This window comes from Dactylosporangium sp. NPDC049140, assembly GCF_040648435.1.
Genome location: NZ_JBEZDS010000012.1, coordinates 94947 through 111856, shown reverse-complemented (window position 1 = coordinate 111856; position 16910 = coordinate 94947). Strand labels below are relative to the sequence as shown.

16 protein-coding genes are annotated in these 16910 nt (G+C 73.4%); 6 read left to right on the top strand and 10 right to left on the bottom strand.

The window, feature by feature from the left end; all coding sequences use genetic code 11:
- Positions 1–7: 7 nt before the first annotated feature.
- Complete coding sequence (locus AB0B76_RS21475) at positions 8–1081, bottom strand: AAA family ATPase (RefSeq protein ID WP_360378028.1); 1074 nt, start codon at positions 1079–1081, stop codon at positions 8–10.
- Between the two features lie 68 nt (positions 1082–1149).
- Positions 1150–4719: a DUF4132 domain-containing protein gene (locus AB0B76_RS21470; protein ID WP_360377724.1), complete on the bottom strand. Its 3570-nt coding sequence runs from the start codon at positions 4717–4719 to the stop codon at positions 1150–1152.
- 185 nt (positions 4720–4904) lie between these two features.
- Here AB0B76_RS21470 and AB0B76_RS21465 point away from each other — a divergent pair, with 185 nt between their 5' ends.
- Positions 4905–5270, top strand: a complete 366-nt coding sequence (locus AB0B76_RS21465; RefSeq protein WP_360377722.1) for an MmcQ/YjbR family DNA-binding protein — start codon at positions 4905–4907, stop codon at positions 5268–5270.
- A gap of 62 nt (positions 5271–5332) precedes the next feature.
- Here the strand turns inward: AB0B76_RS21465 and AB0B76_RS21460 are convergent, their stop codons facing one another.
- Positions 5333–5458 carry a hypothetical protein gene (locus tag AB0B76_RS21460; RefSeq protein ID WP_360377720.1) on the bottom strand — a complete coding sequence of 42 codons (126 nt, stop codon included), beginning with the start codon at positions 5456–5458 and terminating at the stop codon, positions 5333–5335.
- A 101-nt stretch (positions 5459–5559) separates the two neighbouring features.
- Between AB0B76_RS21460 and AB0B76_RS21455 the strand changes: the two genes are divergently transcribed.
- Positions 5560–6477: a BTAD domain-containing putative transcriptional regulator gene (locus tag AB0B76_RS21455; RefSeq protein ID WP_360377717.1), complete on the top strand. Its 918-nt coding sequence runs from the start codon at positions 5560–5562 to the stop codon at positions 6475–6477.
- Positions 6478–6896: 419 nt separating this feature from the next.
- Positions 6897–7844 carry an AAA family ATPase gene (locus tag AB0B76_RS21450; RefSeq protein ID WP_360378025.1) on the top strand — a complete coding sequence of 316 codons (948 nt, stop codon included), beginning with the start codon at positions 6897–6899 and terminating at the stop codon, positions 7842–7844.
- 36 nt (positions 7845–7880) lie between these two features.
- Here AB0B76_RS21450 and AB0B76_RS21445 read toward each other — a convergent pair whose 3' ends face one another.
- Positions 7881–8189 carry a hypothetical protein gene (locus tag AB0B76_RS21445; RefSeq protein ID WP_360377715.1) on the bottom strand — a complete coding sequence of 103 codons (309 nt, stop codon included), beginning with the start codon at positions 8187–8189 and terminating at the stop codon, positions 7881–7883.
- 29 nt (positions 8190–8218) lie between these two features.
- Here AB0B76_RS21445 and AB0B76_RS21440 point away from each other — a divergent pair, with 29 nt between their 5' ends.
- Both AB0B76_RS21440 and AB0B76_RS21435 read left to right on the top strand, forming a co-directional pair.
- Positions 8219–8818, top strand: a complete 600-nt coding sequence (locus tag AB0B76_RS21440; protein WP_360377712.1) for a TetR/AcrR family transcriptional regulator — start codon at positions 8219–8221, stop codon at positions 8816–8818.
- A gap of 36 nt (positions 8819–8854) precedes the next feature.
- The gene (locus tag AB0B76_RS21435) at positions 8855–9397 is read left to right on the top strand and encodes an RNA 2'-phosphotransferase (RefSeq protein WP_360377709.1); all 543 of its coding nucleotides are present in this window, start codon (positions 8855–8857) and stop codon (positions 9395–9397) included.
- Here AB0B76_RS21435 and AB0B76_RS21430 read toward each other — a convergent pair.
- Positions 9381–9791 (bottom strand): hypothetical protein, encoded by a 411-nt coding sequence (locus tag AB0B76_RS21430; protein ID WP_360377707.1) that lies wholly within the window; start codon positions 9789–9791, stop codon positions 9381–9383. The two genes, AB0B76_RS21435 and AB0B76_RS21430, sit on opposite strands and share 17 nt — an antisense overlap.
- A gap of 193 nt (positions 9792–9984) precedes the next feature.
- Here AB0B76_RS21430 and AB0B76_RS21425 point away from each other — a divergent pair, with 193 nt between their 5' ends.
- On the top strand, positions 9985–11709 hold the full coding sequence (locus tag AB0B76_RS21425) for a DEAD/DEAH box helicase (RefSeq protein ID WP_360377704.1): 1725 nt from the start codon (positions 9985–9987) through the stop codon (positions 11707–11709).
- Positions 11710–12406: 697 nt separating this feature from the next.
- On the opposite strand, the gene AB0B76_RS21420 is transcribed toward AB0B76_RS21425, so the two are convergent.
- From AB0B76_RS21420 to AB0B76_RS21400, 5 genes are all read right to left on the bottom strand, one after another.
- The gene (locus AB0B76_RS21420) at positions 12407–12622 is read right to left on the bottom strand and encodes a hypothetical protein (protein ID WP_360377702.1); all 216 of its coding nucleotides are present in this window, start codon (positions 12620–12622) and stop codon (positions 12407–12409) included.
- A gap of 364 nt (positions 12623–12986) precedes the next feature.
- A complete protein-coding gene (locus tag AB0B76_RS21415) occupies positions 12987–14174 on the bottom strand; it encodes an adenylosuccinate synthetase (RefSeq protein ID WP_360377700.1) in 1188 nt (395 codons plus the stop codon).
- Between the two features lie 7 nt (positions 14175–14181).
- The gene (locus tag AB0B76_RS21410) at positions 14182–15147 is read right to left on the bottom strand and encodes a hypothetical protein (RefSeq protein ID WP_360377698.1); all 966 of its coding nucleotides are present in this window, start codon (positions 15145–15147) and stop codon (positions 14182–14184) included.
- 12 nt (positions 15148–15159) lie between these two features.
- Positions 15160–16110: a serine/threonine-protein kinase gene (locus AB0B76_RS21405; RefSeq protein WP_360377695.1), complete on the bottom strand. Its 951-nt coding sequence runs from the start codon at positions 16108–16110 to the stop codon at positions 15160–15162.
- Positions 16107–16859 (bottom strand): NUDIX domain-containing protein, encoded by a 753-nt coding sequence (locus AB0B76_RS21400; RefSeq protein WP_360377693.1) that lies wholly within the window; start codon positions 16857–16859, stop codon positions 16107–16109. The genes AB0B76_RS21405 and AB0B76_RS21400 overlap by 4 nt, the downstream gene beginning before the upstream one ends.
- Between the last annotated feature and the right edge of the window lie 51 nt (positions 16860–16910).

Here is a 16910-nt window from a genome sequence, read left to right as displayed (position 1 = left end):
GCGCACCTCAGCCCGGCAGCTGGTGCCGTGCGGCGTGCAGGGCCCGCCACTGTTCGCCGCCGCGCCAGGTGACCTGCTGCTCCAGGTACCGCCGCAGCTTCGCCAGATCCTCCGGGCTGTCCTTGGCCGCGGTCCCGGCGATGCAGGCCACGAGGTCAGCCGCGGTGCCCGGCTCGCCGCGCAGGAACCACCCGCGCAGCCCGACCGCATGAGCGACGGCCACCGCCTCGGCCGTGCTCATCACCGCCGTGAGCCGGTCCATCGAGTCGCCGCGCGCCGTGCGCCCGGTCCGCAGCTCACGGAACGTCGTCACCAGTACCTCGAGCACGTCCTGCCGCGGCGGCGCCGTCACCCCCGAGCGGCGCAGCAGCGCCCCGGCCTCGGCCTCGACAAGGGCGAGCTCGGTCTGCAGGTCCGCGATCGGGAACACGGTCTCGAAGTTGAACCGCCGTTTCAGCGCGGCGCTCATCTCGTTGACGCCGCGGTCGCGGGTGTTGGCCGTGGCGATCACGTTGAACCCGTCGCGCGCGAACACCATCGCGTCCGGCCCCGTCAGCTCCGGGACGGCCAGCACCCGGTCGGACAGCGGCGACAGCAGACTGTCCTGTACCTCCAGCGGACAGCGCGTGATCTCCTCGAACCGCACCGTCCGCCCCTCCGCCATGCCGCGCAGCAGCGGCGCCCGCACCAGCGAACGGGTCGACGGTCCCTCGGCGACGAGCAGCGCATAGTTCCAGGAGTACTTGATCTGGTCCTCGGTCGTCGCCGCCCCACCCTGGATCGTCAGCGTCGAAACCCCGCTCACGGCCGCCGCGAGCAGCTCGGACAGCAGCGACTTGGCGGTTCCCGGCTCCCCGACGAGCATCAGGCCCCGGCTCGTGGCCAGCGACACCAGCGCCCGGTCGATGAGCGACGGGTCGCCGACGAACTTCCGGCTGATCCCCGCGGCCGCGTCCCCGACGACGAACCGCCGCGCCGCGGTGAGGCTGAGCACCCACCCCGGCGGCCGCGGCCCTCGATCGGTCTCGGCGAGGAGCCGCAGCTCATCGGCGAACCGCACCTCGGCCGGCGGCCGCTGCACCGACTCCAACTCCGCGTCAAGCCCGTCCACCGCAACGACTTCCGGCCCCGGCGGGCCGCCCGCGGCGCTCACTGGGTCACCTCGCGCAGGTCCCGCAGGATCTCCGACGCCGTCACCGGGTCGAGCGTGGCGAACGGCAGGCCGCGCCGCCGGTCCCAGCTGGAGCTGCCCGCGGGCAGGATGAACGCGGTCCCGAGCGTCTGGTTCTCGAACTCGGTCACGAGGCCGACGACGATCCCGGGGTCGAGGTCGAGCATCAGCGTCGCCCCGCCGGGCAGGTCGCGCTCCATGGCCGGCTGTATTCCCGCGTCCTGCGGCGCCGCCCGCCGCCACCCGCGCCGCTCCAGCCCGAGCACCTTGGTGGTGGGGACCTTCACCCCGGCGCACCGGTGCAGCTCCGTCGCCGGCCGCTCCGCCTCCGTCAGCGTCTGGACATCGCGGGCGAGCTGCTCGAAGGGCTGCAGGATCTCGTAGTCGGCGAACACCCCGGCCCATCCGGCGAGGTCGTCACCGAGCTCCAGCGGGTGCGCGAGCCCGATCACGGCCCCGTCGGGAATCGCGGCGGGCTCGTCGTCGACGCCGGCCAGCGTGCGGTCCTCGGCAACGCGAAGACTGACAAGCATTGCCCCGCCGACCGCCACCACTGCGTCGCCGCCCTTGGCCGAGCCCGACGTCGAGGGCGTGGCACCAGCGTCCGCTACGCCCGGCGTGGCCGGGGCAGCGCCGGCGGCCCGCGCGGCTGAGACGACGCCAGCGGCCGGGACGCCCGGCGCGACGCCAGCGGCCGGGACGCCCTGCGCGACGCCAGCGGCCGGGACGCCCGGCGGGGCTGAGGCGGCGGCAGTGGCCGGGGCGGCGTAAGCGGCCCACACCAGGCGCCGCGCCACGTGCCACACCAGCGGGTGCTCGACGATGAACCGCCGGAACTCCTCCGGCGTCCAGCGCCGCCGCCACACCATGGCCCGTTCGAGGCGGCGGATCTGGTCGGCGGCGACGGTCCGCACGTCCTTCTTGAGCGCGGCGAACCGGGCCGCGGCCGCCGGGGCGAGCTGCGGGTCGTCCTTCGCGCCGGGCTTGGGCAGATCCTTGCGGCGCTTGCCGTCCTCCTCCGCGACGTACGGCTTGAGCTGCTCGTCGAAGCCCACCACGAACCGCCGCGGCCCGTAGTCGAGCATGAGGGTGCCGTCGGGCTCGAGGCCGAAGTCGGGCACCAGCCGGTCGGCGAGCTGCTCGGGCGAGAGGCCGAGGGCGTCGGCCACCTCGGCGATCTTCTCCTGCGCCCGCTCCTTCAGCCCGCGGAACTTCACCTTCTCCGCGATGCCGTGCAGGTGCATGAGCGCCACGTCGGTGCCGATCTCGGCGAGCACGTCGAGCGCGGCGACCGCCCGCTGGTGGCCGCCCTCGCCGGGCCAGGCGCGGATCAGGGGCGCCAGCCGCCGCACGGTCTCGTCGTCGCCGAGGAACCCGAGCGCGTCGAGCGCCCACGACTCCTTCGACGGGAACCCGGCGAGCTGCCAGCGCTGGAACAGCGACCAGGCGAACTCGGCCAGCGACCCGGCCGTGCACGTCTGGGTGACGACCGCCAGTCCCGCGTACGGCTCGCCGATCCGCGACATCGCCAGGATCGTCAGCACCGAACCGGCCGCCGCGGCGGGCAGGCTCCCCGAACCGTCGGCCAGCTCGATCGGGGCCAGCAGCGCGGCATCGGCCCAGTCGGGCACCACGGGCAGCTTGGCCGGCAGCAGCTGGACCGGGTCGGTGTCCAGCAGCGCGGCGATCCCGTCGGCGGCCGCGGGCCCGTACCCCTCGGCCGCGGCCCGGATCGTGTCGGCGTGGCCCTCGCCCGCGAGGAAGTACAGCGCTCGTTCCGCATATCGCCGGGCCGCGCCCGCCTTGCCCAGCGCCGCCGGAACCAGCTCCCGGGCCACGGCCGCCGGATGCCGCCGCAGCCAGGCCGCCGCCGTGGGCCGCACCGACTTGAGCCGCCCGAACCACTCGGCCATCAGCGGCCCGACCGGCGGCCCCGTGAACGGCTGCAGGACGGGGGCGACGGCCGTCGCGGACGAGGCTCCGGCCAGCGCCACCGGGAACACCGCGAGCCCGTAGCGCGCGACAAGGCCCCGCAGCCAGTGCTCGGCGTTCCAGAAGTCCCTTGGCTGCCAATGCTCCAGCAGTGGTACCGCCAGTGCCTCCGGCGCCGCCTGGAAGAACCCGACCTCGTCGTAGGGCCGGGCCCGTCCGGCGCGGATCTCCTCCGCGAGCCGCTCGAAGTCGCGCCGGCCGTGCGACCGGTACCCCTGGCCGGCCCTCAGCCACACCTCCTGCTCGCCCTCGGCCCACTCCAGCCGCACCGGGTCGGTGCACCGCAGGCCCGCGACCACGATCGGCTTGCGGGGCTTGCCGCCGGCGGTCCACGGCGGCGCGGCCAGCAGCGGCGGCACCGCCTCCGCCGGGGCCTCCCGCACCGCGTCCAGCCGCGCGGTGATCGCGGTGATCCGGCGGGCCGCGGCCTCGGGCAGCGTCGCGGCGACCTCGTCGGCCTCGGCCCGGTGCCGCACGACCTGCGTGCGCAGCAGCTCGCCGAGCACGACGCCGCGGGAACCGGACCCGGACGCCGTGGCGAGCAGGCGGACGGCCCGGCGCGGAAAGCGGTCGGCGGCCTCGCCCAGAGCGAGGGATCCGGCCTTCGAATCGGACCGTTCGAGCAGCGCGAGAAAAGCCTCGTCCGACGGTACCGCCGCAATCAATGTCAGCAGCAGGCGCACTCCATCGCCCCAGGCCGCGTTGGACGACAGCAGCTCCTGGTAGACCGGCAGCCCGTGCGCGCCGAGGCCTTCCGCGAGGGTGTGGAGATACTCCGGCGATCCCACGAGATGGTTACGCGTGTAGCCCATGCTGAACAGCGGCCGCAGCCGGTCGGGCCCGGTGATGCAGGAGGTGAGCATCAGCTCGAGCCACTCCTGCCCCGGCCGCCCCGCGAAGGCGCCCACGTCCCGGTTGACCCATGCGTCCTCGGTCGGGGCGAGGAAGGTGGCGACGACGGCCTGGTGCGGGGCGAGCCCGCCGGCGCGGAGCCGGGCGAGCGCGGCCACCGCCGCGGCGTACTCCTCCTCGGACGCCGCGGCCGTTGCGGTCCGGAGCCGGTGCAGCAGCAGGCTCACGCCGTCGGCGTTGAGGTGCTGCGGTGGCCGGTCCCGGCTGTGTCGTGTGATGGGCGCCGGCCCGGCGTCCTGCCCGCGCAGGTCCTCGCGCTCGCTGATGAAGCGCAGGTCGACCAGCTCGACGGCGGCGCTGACCGCGAACGCGAGCCCGCGGCCGCGGACCCATTCGTCGGCGATGGCCCGGCTGGTCTTGGCGTCGGTCTTCTTCGGCGGCCCGACGGCGAACACGGCCACGGCGGCGGCGCCGAGCGGGGTGCTGTCCGGTTCTCCGGCGAGGTGGGCGAGCCCGGCCGCCGAGATGTCGCCGGGGGTCTTGTCGTGGGTGAGGGCCCGGCGGATTCGGGCCGGCGCCTCGGTTTCGCGGGCGACGATGGTAGCGGCGCCCGGGTCGGGCTCGTAGGGCACGGGCAGCCCGCCGCGGCGCGGCAGCAGGTGTCTGCGCCACTCGGCTGGCGTGTTGAACCGGTCCTCGCTCATCGCCTGTCGTCCCCTCGTGATCGGTCCCGACGAGCGACACCATAGCCACCCCCACCGACATTTTCTCGCGGCAGGGCCCGCTAGCTGCGGCGATGCCGATCCGGCCGGCAAGGGTCGACAAAGTCGCCAAATGGGGAAAATCGGATCCCAGGAAAAGTGTCGTACCGTCCTGTTACACCAGAGTCATGGGATTGCGGACCGTACGCGGGGTGAGCGTCGACGAGGCGCTACGGATGGTTCTCATGCTGCCCGAGGTCGACCAGCGCCAGCACGGCAACCACATCGGTTTCCGGGTGCGGGACAAGGCTTTCGCGTACCTGTGCGCGGACGACTTGACCATGCTCGTGAAGGCGACGCGGGAGGAGCAGGCGGCGCTGGTGGAGGATGACCCGCGGGCGTACAAGAAGGCACGCGCGTCCGGGCGGATCGGGTGGGTCCAGGTGCGGTTGCGCAAGGCCCACGAGGACGAGCTCGGCGACCTCATCACAGAGGCGTGGCGGATCACGGCGCCGCGGCTCATCGTGGCGCGCGCCGACCTACCGCTCTGCTGAACCCGTGAACCGAATCAGGCCCTCGATCCGATGAGTAGCTGAACGGGCGAGACGGAGGCGGTTCAGGTGGCGGCGGAGATGATGGTGGTGATCAGGCCCGCGGCGAGGGCGGTGACCAGGACAGCGGCCAGGGCGATGCGCCAGGTGAGGCGGATGGCCAGGGCGGCGTGGGTGGCGGTGTGCTTCATCCACCAAGGGAAGCAGGGCGACCTGACGCCCGGCTGTGGTGAACCTGAAGTGCTCCGGCGGGAGGGCTCAGATCCTCGGCCGGGCTGCCGAATGCGGCGGCGTGGACGTTCGGGTGCTCGGCACGATCGAGATCATCGACCCCGCGGATGCGACCGGGCGGCGGCTGATCGGGGCGGACCTTCCCCGTCGGGCGCGGCAGGTGCTGGGGGTGCTCGCGGCCCGGCACGACCGGGTGCAGTCCAAGGACGCGCTCGCCGACGCGGTGTGGGGCGAGGAGCTGCCGGGCAACCATGCCGCGGCGCCGGAGCACTACGTGTCGGTGCTGCGGCGGGCGCTGCAGCCGGGGGTGCCGACGTCGCGGTCGTTCATCGTGACGCGGGCGGGCGGCTACGTGTTCGCCACCGACCGGGCGCGGCTCGACCTCGCGGAGCTGCGTGCGGCGGCGCGGGTGGCGGAGGCCGAGCCGGACCGGGCCGACGTCCGCGAGGAGATCGTGCGGCTCGCGCGGGACCTGCCGTTCACCGAGGACGAGTACGCGGACTGGGCGGCGCCGGCCCGGGCCGAGGTCAAGGCGGCGCTCGTCGGGGCGCTGCTCGACCTGGCCGAGCGGGCCGTCGACGGCGATCCGGGGCGGGCGTTGCGGCTGGGGCGGCAGGCGCTGGAGCTTGAGCCGTACGCCGAGCGCGGGTACCGCGTCGTGATGCGCGCGGTCGCGGGGCTCGGGCGGAAGGACGAAGTGCTGCGGTGGTACGAGCGGTGCGTTCGTGCGCTCACCGACGAGCTCGGGATCGCGCCGGCGGGGGCGACCACGGCGCTGCGGGATGCGCTCGTCGTCACGATCGAGGGCGGGCCGCCGGCGTTTGATCGGCGGCGCGGGGATCGGCGCAGGGCTTCGCGTGACGGTACGGCTGGTTCCGCGGCGGGGCCGGGGCTGGGATTTGGGAGGGAGCCGGAGCCGGGATCGGCGTTGGGGCTGGAGTTCGCGGCTGGGGCGGTGCCGGGACCGGTGGACCATTAGGCGGTGCCGGGGCTTGAATTCGCGGCGCCGGCACGTCTTCGTCGTCGGAGGTCGGCGGCACGTCGGGGCTCGGTGTGGTGGCCGAGCTCGGTGGGGTGGCAGGGCTCGGTGGGGTGGCAGGGCTCGGTGGGGTGGCAGGGCTCGGTGGGGTGGCAGGGCTCGGTGGGGTGGCAGGGCTCGGTGGGGTGGCAAAGCCCGGTGCGGTGGCAGGGACCGGTGCGGTGGCAGGGACCGGTGCGGTGGCAGGGAGCGGTGCGGTGGCAGGGACCGGTGCGGTGGCAGGGACCGGTGCGGTGGCAGGGACCGGTGCGGTGTCGGAGCCCAAGACGGTGGCGGCCGCGGGGGGCGAATGGGCTTCGGGGGCTTTATCGGAGGCGGGGCGGGCGAACCTGGCGGTGGTCAGGGACGTGGAAGAGGGCATGGGTACCGTTGCCGCGCTGGCTGCCGTGGGGCGGGCTGGGCGCGATCGAGACAGTGTCGTGGCCGGGCGGGGCGGGTTTGTCGGGCGGGGCGCTGAGCTCGAGGCGCTTGCCGCCGGGGCCGATGTTGTGCACGTTGCCGGGCCCGCCGGGGCTGGGAAGTCGGCTTTGCTTGGGCGGTTGCGGGAGCTGTACCCCGATGTCGTGGGGCTGGGGCATGGGCCCGGACCCGGTGGGGCGCTTCGGCTCGGGTGGCTGCGTACCGTGCTGCATCAGCTCGGGGTGCCGGCCGATGCCGTGCTCGATGCGGCCATGGCGGAGCGGCGGCATCTCTCGCCCGGTGAGCTTGACGGGATTGCCGCTCGGCTGCCCCATGGGAAGCTTCGCGCCGTCGTTGCGATCGACGACGCCGAGCACCTCGATGCCGACTCCGTCGCGGAGTTGCGGTGGTTGCAGGAGCGGGGGGTGCGGGTCGTGGTGTCCTACCGGTACCCCTCGGCGATTGTCGAGCGGCCGCTCGGGGCGCTGGGTGCCGATCTCGTGCTCCGGCTTGCGCCGTTGACCGAGCGGGATCTCGAGGCCGGGGTGCTCGCGGCCAGTGGTGGGATTCCGGGGCTGGTCGCGGCGGCCCGGGAGCTCGGGCCGGGGCTCGGGGGCGAGGTGGCCATGCATCTGGCCCGGCAGCGTACGCGGTGGATGCCGCCCGCGGCGTGGGAGATTCTGCGGCTCACGGCGGCGCTCGGGTCGTTGCGGGTCGAGCAGGTCGCCGCCGCGGGTGGGGTCGAGCTTGATGACGTGCTCGGGGCCGTTGACCAGCTGGTGCACGCGCATCTGCTGGTCGAGGGGCCCGGGGGGCATGTGCGGCATCGCAGTGGGCTGGTTCGGGACGCCGTTGCGGCTCAGGTGTCCGCCGCTCGGGGGCAGCATCTGCGGGCCCGTCCGGCCTGAGACGCCTGAGACCGGGGAGAGGAGGGAGAGAGCGTGTCAGCCCCGGGCGGTCCGCTTGCCCCAGGGGTTCGGGTCGTTCCACGTGCGCGTGTGGATCAGGGCGACCACCAGCACGCCCGCCGCGGCTGACAGCCAGCCGGCCAGGGGGTTCGACGGTACGTCGGCGAAGTACCACGCCGTGCCCGAGATGACGAAGGCGAAGACCCCTACCGCGACGCTCACCGCCGGGCGGTCCGGGAACGGCGACGGGTTGCGTCCCACGCCGAGGCTGCCCTGCACGTAGTACGGCAGGCCGTTGCCCGCGAAGAAGCCCGCTACCAGCGCCAGCAGGATCGTGATGAACATGACGGGCCTCCGGACGTACAATCGGATTCGTGACTCCGATTGAACAATACGGAGCGGGCGCTCCGGAAGTCAACCGGCCGCTGCGCGCCGATGCGCGGCGGAACCGGGCGCGGGTGCTCGCGGCCGCGGAGGCCGTGTTCGCGGCCGAAGGGGTCGGGGCCTCCACCGAGGCGGTTGCGCGGCGGGCGGGCGTTGGCATCGGTACCGTGTTCCGGCACTTCCCCACCAAGGAGGCGCTGCTGGAGGCGGTGCTCGTCGAGCGGATGCGCGCGCTGGTCGAGCACGCGCGGCGGGCCGCCGAGGACGAGGACGCCGGTACCGCGCTGTTCGGGTTTCTGGAGCACGTGGTGGAGCAGAGCGCCACGAAGAACGCGTTCGCCGATGCGCTGTCCGGGGCCGGGGTGGATGTGACCGAGGTTGTCGGTGACGTACGCGGGGAGCTGCTCGGCGCCGTCGGCGCGCTCGTGACCAGGGCGCGCGACGCCGGGTCGCTGCGCGGGGACGTCGGGGCCGCCGAGGTGGTCGCGGTGCTGGTCGGGGCCTCGCACGCGGCCATGTGGGCGCCGGACGAGCGGACCCGGGCGACCGCGGTCAAGGTCATCCTGGACGGGCTGCGGAAAATGCCGTGACCCGGACGAGGGGCGCGACGCACAATCAGGGCCGTTATGGAATATCAGCAGTTAGTCAAGATCAGTAAGCGGATGTCGAAGGCACTCCGCCATGAGCCCGCGCGCGTCGGGCTCACGCTCGACCCCGCCGGGTGGGTGCCGGTGACCGACTTCCTCGCCGCCATGAAGATCGACCGGGCCACGCTCGACGAGGTCGTCGGCGGCAACGACAAGCAGCGCTTCGCGGTGGCCGTGGGCGAGGACGGCGTCGAACGCATCCGCGCCAACCAGGGGCACTCGGTGCCCGTCGAGCTGGGGCTGGCCGAGGCGGAGCCACCGGAAGTGCTGTTCCACGGTACCGCTGCCGCCGCACTTTCCTCGATCCAGGCGACCGGACTCAACCGGGGCGGGCGGCACCACGTGCATCTGTCGCCGGACACCGCGACCGCGCGCCGGGTCGGGGCCCGCCGCGGCGGCGCCATCGTGATCCTCACGGTGCTCGCGGGCGAGATGGCCCGGGCCGGGCACGTGTTCTACCGGTCGGACAACGGCGTGTGGCTTTCGGACGCGGTGCCGCCGGAGTTCATCCGGACCGGGTGAGCAGCCGCTGCAGCAGCGCCGCCAGCGGCATCGACTCGCCGTCGCGCGCCCCCTCGCCCACGATGAGGCGCGGCGGCTGCGGGCGGGGGTCGGCCCCGGTGAACAGCGCCATGGCCGACGACGGGACGAGCAGCGAGTAGTACTCCCCGGTCTCGGAGATCGCGATGGTGCGGGCCGGGTTGAGGTACCAACCCCGCAGCGCCGTTCGGTAGGACCGTCCGCTGTAGGAGCGCGCGCGCAGCGGCTCGGCCGGCGGGCCCGCCTCCCGCGCGGCGGTCACGAAGTCGGCGATCAGGGCCCTGGCCTGCACGGCCTCGGCCTCGCGGCGGCGCTCGAGCTCGGCCCCGTGACGGGCCACCGCCCGTGCGCGCTGCTCCGCCCAGTCCTCGGTCACGCCCTCACCTCCGCGGCCGGGTAGCTTCAGGGCGCCATGCACCTATGGTGAGCGGCCCCTCCGCTTACTCCTGGGCCGCTCACATGAAACCTTATCCGGTCGCAGATCACACACGGCGACCGCGCCAGGCGGGCGTCCCGAGGCGTTTGGGATGCTAGAGGAGCCTGCAATGCCCTGAGTGAGGAGCACCCCCGTGACCGCGAGCACTGACGATGAGGACGTGACCGGTTTCGGCGAGCTGGGGCTGCGTGACGAGCTGCTCAAGGCGCTGGCCGGCCTGGGGTACGAGGAACCGACCCCGATCCAGCGCGAGGCGATCCCGCCGATGCTCGCCGGGCGGGACCTGCTCGGGCAGGCCGCGACCGGCACCGGCAAGACCGCCGCGTTCGCGCTGCCGCTGCTGCAACGCCTGCCCGCGCCCGGGGGCGACAACCCGTCGGCGCTGGTGCTCGTGCCCACCCGCGAGCTCGCGGTCCAGGTGTCGGAGGCGATCCACCGGTACGGCCGGGATCTGGGCGTCCGCGTCCTGCCCATCTACGGCGGGCAGCCGATCGGCCGCCAGCTGCGCTCGCTCGAGTTCGGCGTCGACGTCGTGGTCGCGACCCCGGGCCGGGCGCTGGACCACCTCGGCCGCGGCACGCTGCGCCTGCACGACCTGCTGGTCGTGGTGCTCGACGAGGCCGACGAGATGCTCGACATGGGCTTCGCCGAGGACATCGAGGCGATCCTGGCCGAGACGCCCGAGGACCGGCAGACCGTGCTGTTCTCGGCGACGATGCCGCCCCGGATCGAGGGGCTGGCCGCGAGTCACCTCACCGACCCGCTGCGCATCCAGATCGGCCGCGAGCCGACCCCGGCGGGTGAGGCGCCGCTCGTGCGCCAGGTTGCTTATGTGGTACCGCGGGCGCACAAGCCGGCCGCCCTCGGACGGGTTCTGGACGTCGAGGCTCCCGGGGCGGCGCTCGTCTTCTGCCGCACCCGCGACGAGGTCGACCAGTTGACGGAGACGCTCAACGGCCGCGGGTACCGGGCGGAGGCCCTGCACGGCGGCATGGGCCAGGAGCAGCGCGACCGGGTGATGGCCCGGCTGCGCAGCGGCACCGCCGACCTGCTCGTCGCCACCGACGTCGCCGCCCGCGGCCTGGACGTCGAGCACCTCACGCACGTGGTGAACTACGACGTGCCGTCGGCGCCGGAGTCCTACGTGCACCGCATCGGCCGCGTCGGGCGCGCCGGCCGCGAGGGCGTCGCCATCACCCTCGCCGAGCCGCGCGAGCACCGCATGCTCAAGACCATCGAGCGCGTCACCAAGCAGCGCATCACCATCGAGAAGGTGCCCTCAGTCGCCGACCTGCGCGCCCGCCGCATGGAGCTGACCCGCGCGGCCCTGCACGAGAGCCTCATCGCCGACAACGGCCTCGAGCGCTTCCGGGTGATCGTCGAGTCGCTCGGCGAGGAGTTCGACCCGATGGAGATCGCGCTGGCCGCGATCAAGCTCGCCCACGAGTCGTCGGCCGTCGGGGAGAACGACGAGGAAGAGATCCCGGACGTCACGCTGCGGCAGCCCCGCGAGCGCGACGACCGCCCGGCGCCCAACCGGCGCGTCAGCGTCCGCGACGCCGACGGGCGGGCCCGGGGCCGCGAGACCGGGGGGCGGCGCGCTCCCACCGGCGGCATGACGCGGCTGTTCGTGGGCGCGGGGCGTGCGGCCGGCATCCGGCCTCAGGACCTGGTGGGGGCGATCACCGGCGAGTCGAGCCTGAGTGGCCGGGACATCGGCGCTATTGAGATCGCGGATCGGTTCGCGCTGGTCGAGGTCCCGGACGGGGCGGTCGACGAGGTGATCGACACGCTGCGGCGTACCACACTGAAGGGCCGCCGCCCGGTGGTCCGGCGGGAGCGTCACCGGCCGTCCTGATCCTGGTTACGCTGCGTCCACTGCGGCCAAGGTCAGTTAGGTCGGGGGTGTTACCGTTGGGATATCGGAACGCCCACGACGGCCTAAGGCTGTTATCGCCAGCGCGTTCGATCTCCTTTCAGTGATTTGCAGTCGCTCATGTGCTCGTTCGTTCGTCCGGCCGCGCGGTGAGCGGCGGCTTGTCGTTCGCTCGGCCGCGCGGTGAGCGGCGGCTTGTCGTTCGCTCGGCCGCGCGGTGAGCGGCGGCTTGTCGTTCGCTCAGGCGACGCGGTGCGCAGCGACTCGTCGTTGGCGCAGGACGCGCGGTGCGGAGGCTCGTCGGTTCAGCCCGGCGAGGTTCAGCCCCCGCGAGGTTCAGCCCGGCGGCGCGGTGCGTCGTTCGCTCGGCCGCGCAGTGCGGAGGCGGCTCGTCCACCCGGTGGGCGGCGGCTCGTCGCTCGGCCGCCACGGGTGGGTGGCGGACGGCGGCTCGCCCACCGCGGTGGGCGGCGGCTCGTCGTTCGCTCGGCTGCCCGGTGAACGGCGGCCCGTCACTCGCTCAGCCGCACGGCGAGCGGCGGCCCGTCACTCGCTCAGCCGCACGGCGGGCGGCGGCCCGCCACTCGCTCAGCCGCGCGGCGGGCGGCGGCTCGCCACTCGGTCGGCTGCCCGGTGAACGGCGGCCCGTCACTCGCTCGGCTACGCGGTGAACGGCGGCTCAGAGGTCCAGTACGAGCTGTGAGCCATCCGCCAGGCTGAGCGTCAGGTCGGCCGTCAGCTCCGGCGCCGCGAACGTCACGGTCTCGTCGGCCGTGGCGCCCGGGCGCAGGTCGACCGCGGCCGGGGCGCTGCGGCGAGCGAGGGGCTGCCCGTCCGCGAGCACCTCGAAGCCGTCCAAGCGCTGGACCACGCGGCCGGTGTTGGTGAACCGCACAAACCGCACGGTGGCGTCCAGCTGGTTGCGCCCGAGAAGGTCGACGCCGGTGACGATGGCGTGCGCCGCCGCGGGCGAAGCAGCCCCGGAAACAGCAGATCAAGGAGCCAATGAAGAAGACGACGAGGAAGAAGACGAGGAGGAGGAAGAAGAAGAAGAAGACGAGCCCGACGCCGCTGAGGCTGGCATTGGGGCCGTGAGGCCGAACGGGCCCCCGACCGCGAGGCCCGCCGCGGCCGTCAGGGTCAGCGTCCGGATCACGTCGCGTGCCATGCCCATCGCCGCCCCCGATTCGATCACTGTATGTAAGGACAGCGTGCCACGTGCGGCTGTGGTTCGGGTTTGGTGCGACTGGGTTGCCAGTTCAGGACGTCAGCCGGCCGGATGGCTTCTTGGCCTCGGCCGTCGGGCCCCAGGACTCCAGCACCACCTCCGCCCCGAGCTCCGCCTCGACCGCCCCCACCCAGTCGCTGACCTGCGAATACTCGGGCTCCACCGCGCCCAGGGCCCGCGTCATCGCCGCCTGGCGGGTCAGGTCGCCCGGCGGGCCGGCGCGCAGCGGGCTAGGGCCTCGGTAGCGGCGGCACATCTGGTCGACGTCCAGATCCAGGTGGGTCAGGACCAGGCCGTCCACGCCGCCGGCGACGTTCAGGGCGTACCGGTGTAACTCAGCGTCGAAGTGGCCCACCCTGAAGGCGCCCTGCCAGGCGTTCGCCGGGTTGTTAGGGTCGGAAATGTCCGAAAAAGGGAGCTCCGTCGGCAGCGGGCCCGCGCCGTGGCGCGTGGTCACCGTCCGCAGAACTCCCAGGCGCGTGACCGGTTCGTCCGGATTTATCAGACATAGGGCGTTCGCGAACGTCGTCGTGCTCCACGTCGTGTACGGGTGGAAACCGTGCCACTCGTCAAGCAGTACGCCCTGAGCGCCCTCGAAGACGCACGGGCCCGACGCCACGAAGGCGTCCACCAGGCGCACCGTCGCCGCGAAGCCCGTGAACGCCTCCACGCACGCCGAGACCGGCGGGCCGTCCACGCCCAGGCGCGCGCGCAGCTGGGCCAGCTTGCGGCTGAGCGTCGGCACGTCCAGGCAGTCGCCGGCGCGCAGGGCGTCGTCGGGGTACTCCAGCGCGTACGCCATCGTCTCGCCCACGCCCATGCCGCACGAGCCGTGCCGGTCCGCGCCCCGGGCCAGCTCCTTGGCCTGGTTGGCCAGGCGGTGGTACGGCGTCGCGAGCAGCGCCGCGCGGTCGACGGTCAGCCGCGCCCAGATGTCGGTGGCGCCGAGGGCGATCAGGTGCGCCGCCTCGGTGACCAGCGCCAGCGGGTCGACGACCATGAAGCGCGAGAGGTGCGTGCGGACCCCGGGCCGCAGCGAGCCGGACCCGAACTGGGCGAACGTGTGCTTGCGCCCGTCGGCGAGCACGACCGTGTGCGCCGCCTGCGCGCCCCCGTTGAACCGCACGACGGTGTCGATGTCGCGGGTGGCGCACAGGTAGTCCACGGTCGTGCCCTTGCCGCAGTCGCCGAACCCGAGGTCCACGACGATGTAGTGCATCGCGGTGTTACAGCCGCTCGACGCTGACCGGGCCGGCGAGGTCCGCCGGCGCCGAGCCGTGCGCGAGCGGGGCACGGCCGCTGCCGATGCGGGCCAGGGCCTTGCCGACCGTGTTCGCCGCGCCGGAGCCGACCTCGTCCAGGTCCGCGAGGCCCTCGTCGAGGTCGATGCTGTCCTCGCCCAGGCCGATCGTCAGCGCGATGGTCTCGCAGACCGCGTCGAGGTCGTCGAGCGCGATGACGTTCTGGCCGAGCAGCTTGCGCCAGAAGTCGAGGATCGCGGTGTTGCCCGCGTAGGAGGAGCCCGCCGGGAGGATGTAGTAGGTGTCGTACTTGCGCCGGACCTCCTCGACGATGGCGCGCAGGCTGATGGCCTCGCCGAGCTCGTCGCCGATGAACCGGCGCACCTCGTTCGGCTTGACCTTCGCGTACGCCTCCTCGTCGCCGATGATGAAGAGGTACCCGCGGCGGTTGCGCTTGTCGAGGCAGTCGAGCGACGTGTGGCGGGCCATGAAGTACATCGCGAGCTCGTACGACTCCGTCATCTGCCCGCCCCCGCCGCCCTCGAGCACGAAGCGGCCGAGGTCCTCGTCGAGGCGGTTGTCCGACTCGAACTGGCCCACCTGCAGCGGCACCCGGTCGCAGGTGGCGTCGCCGATGGCGCCGAAGAGGATCTGCGGGTCGGTCACGTAGCCCTTGCGCAGCAGCAGGCCGAGCAGCTGCGGGAGCTTCTGCTGCAGCACCCGCGGCACCGAGCCCATGGAGCCGGTGACGTCGAAGAGCACGGCGATCGCGACCGACTCGGGGTGCTCGTCGGAGTCGCGGCTCTCCCGGGCCTTGATGCCCTTCGGGTCGAGCGCCGTGTGTGCGGTACGGGCGCCGGAGTCGCTGTAGGCGAACGCGCTCGCGCCCGTGGCCCGCCGGTAGCGGTCGGCGGCGTCGTAGACGTCGGTCGACCAGGTCCCACTTCCCATCTCAATCCCCAATCACAGAACGAACGGACGGAACTTGCGCGGGCCGTACAACCGGTGCAGCAGCTCGTCGAACTCGCCGAGCAGGCTCCAGGCGTCGTCGGGGCGCCGGCGGGGCGAGGGGAGCCGGCAGCCGTCGGCGAACCGGCGCAGAGCCTTCGGGGCGCGGTCGCCCATGAGGCCGCTCATGAGGCCGGCGGCCATGTAGATGTCGGTGTAGGCGCCGGGGGTACCTCGGGAAAGCACTTCCGGCGGATAGTCGTCGCGGTGCCCGGGCACGAGCGCGGCGATGGGTTCGTCGGGCTGGGAGACGCTGTAGCACCAGTCGATGAGCACCACGCCGTGCTCGTCGGGTTCGATGAGCACGTGCTGCGCGACGATCGCGCCGTGCACGACGCCCGCCCGGTGCGCCAGGCCGAGCGCGACGAGCAGGCGCCGCCACATCCAGGCGGCATCGCGAGGGTCCACGCCGTGAGGCCTTTTCGCGTGTACCTCCTGAAGGCTGTGCAGCCGCGACGCCGACGTGGCGATGACGTTGGCGCGCCGCGTGCGGCCCGCCTCGTCGCGGTGCCGGAAGGAGTCCACGAGCCGGGGCACGTACGGCAGGTACCGCGGGTCGCCGTGCTCGGCCATCCGGCGCAGGGCCGCCGCCTCGCGAGCCATGAGGTCGTTGCAGGACGGGTCGCGGACGAGCTTCAGGTGGCCCTCGGGGACGCGGTACAGGTTGGCCAGGTCGCCGCGGTGGTCCAGGACGTCCGTGGCGTAGGTGCCCCGGGCCGTGCGGATCGCGCCCCGGTTGCGCCACAGCTCGGACAGGCGCGCGAACGCCTTGGTGCCCCTCGGCCCCGCGGCGTCGGGGTGGACCAGCTTGGCCAGGGTGCGGTACCGCCGGTGCGCGTCCCCGCCCCCGAAGAGCTCCTCGGCCGTGGCCCGCTCGATCAGGGCAATGGCGTCGTCGGTGTTCACCGCACCGTCTCCTCCCGGCTCGGCATCAGCAGTGCGGGGTGCAGGAGCTGGGCGTCGCCGGCGCGGTACAGCTTGGCGCGGGGCCCCCCTCGAGCCCCGCCCCGTTCCGTCGTGGCCCCGGTGCCCTCCACGAACCCCGGCACCGACAGCACCTTGCGGTGGAAGTTGCCGGCGTGCAGCGGCTCGCCCCACACGGTCTCGTACACCGCCCGCAGCTCCGCGATCGTGAACTCCTCGCCGACGAACCGGGTCGCGAGCGGCGAGTACTCCAGTTTCGAGCGCGCCCTTTCGAGGCCGTCGGCGAGGACCGTGGCGTGGTCGAAGGCGAGCGCCTCCGGCCGTTCGTCCATCGCGATCCAGGCCGCGTCGCGCGCGTCGCTGCCCGACACCGGGTCGGGCAGGTGCGGGGCGAACGCGAGGTACGCCACCGAGAACACCCGCATCCGCGGGTCCCGGTCGGGCGCGCCGTAGGTGCCGAGCTGCTCGAGGTGCAGCCGCCGGTGCGCGGTGGCGACCCCGGTCTCCTCGGCCAGCTCCCGGGCCGCGGCGGTGGGCAGGTCCTCCCACTCCCCGACGAACCCGCCGGGCAGCGCCCACATGTCCTTCATGGGCGGGCAGGCGCGGCGCACGAGCAGCACGTGCAGCCGCCCGTCGCGGATCGTGAACGCCACGACGTCGACGGTGACCGCCACGGGCGGGTACCGCCGCGGGTCGTAGCCGGCGAGGAACTCGGCCTCTTCGTTCGCCACGTCGCCAGTCCTTCTCAGATTGAGTCTTACTCCAACTGAGAAGAACCATAA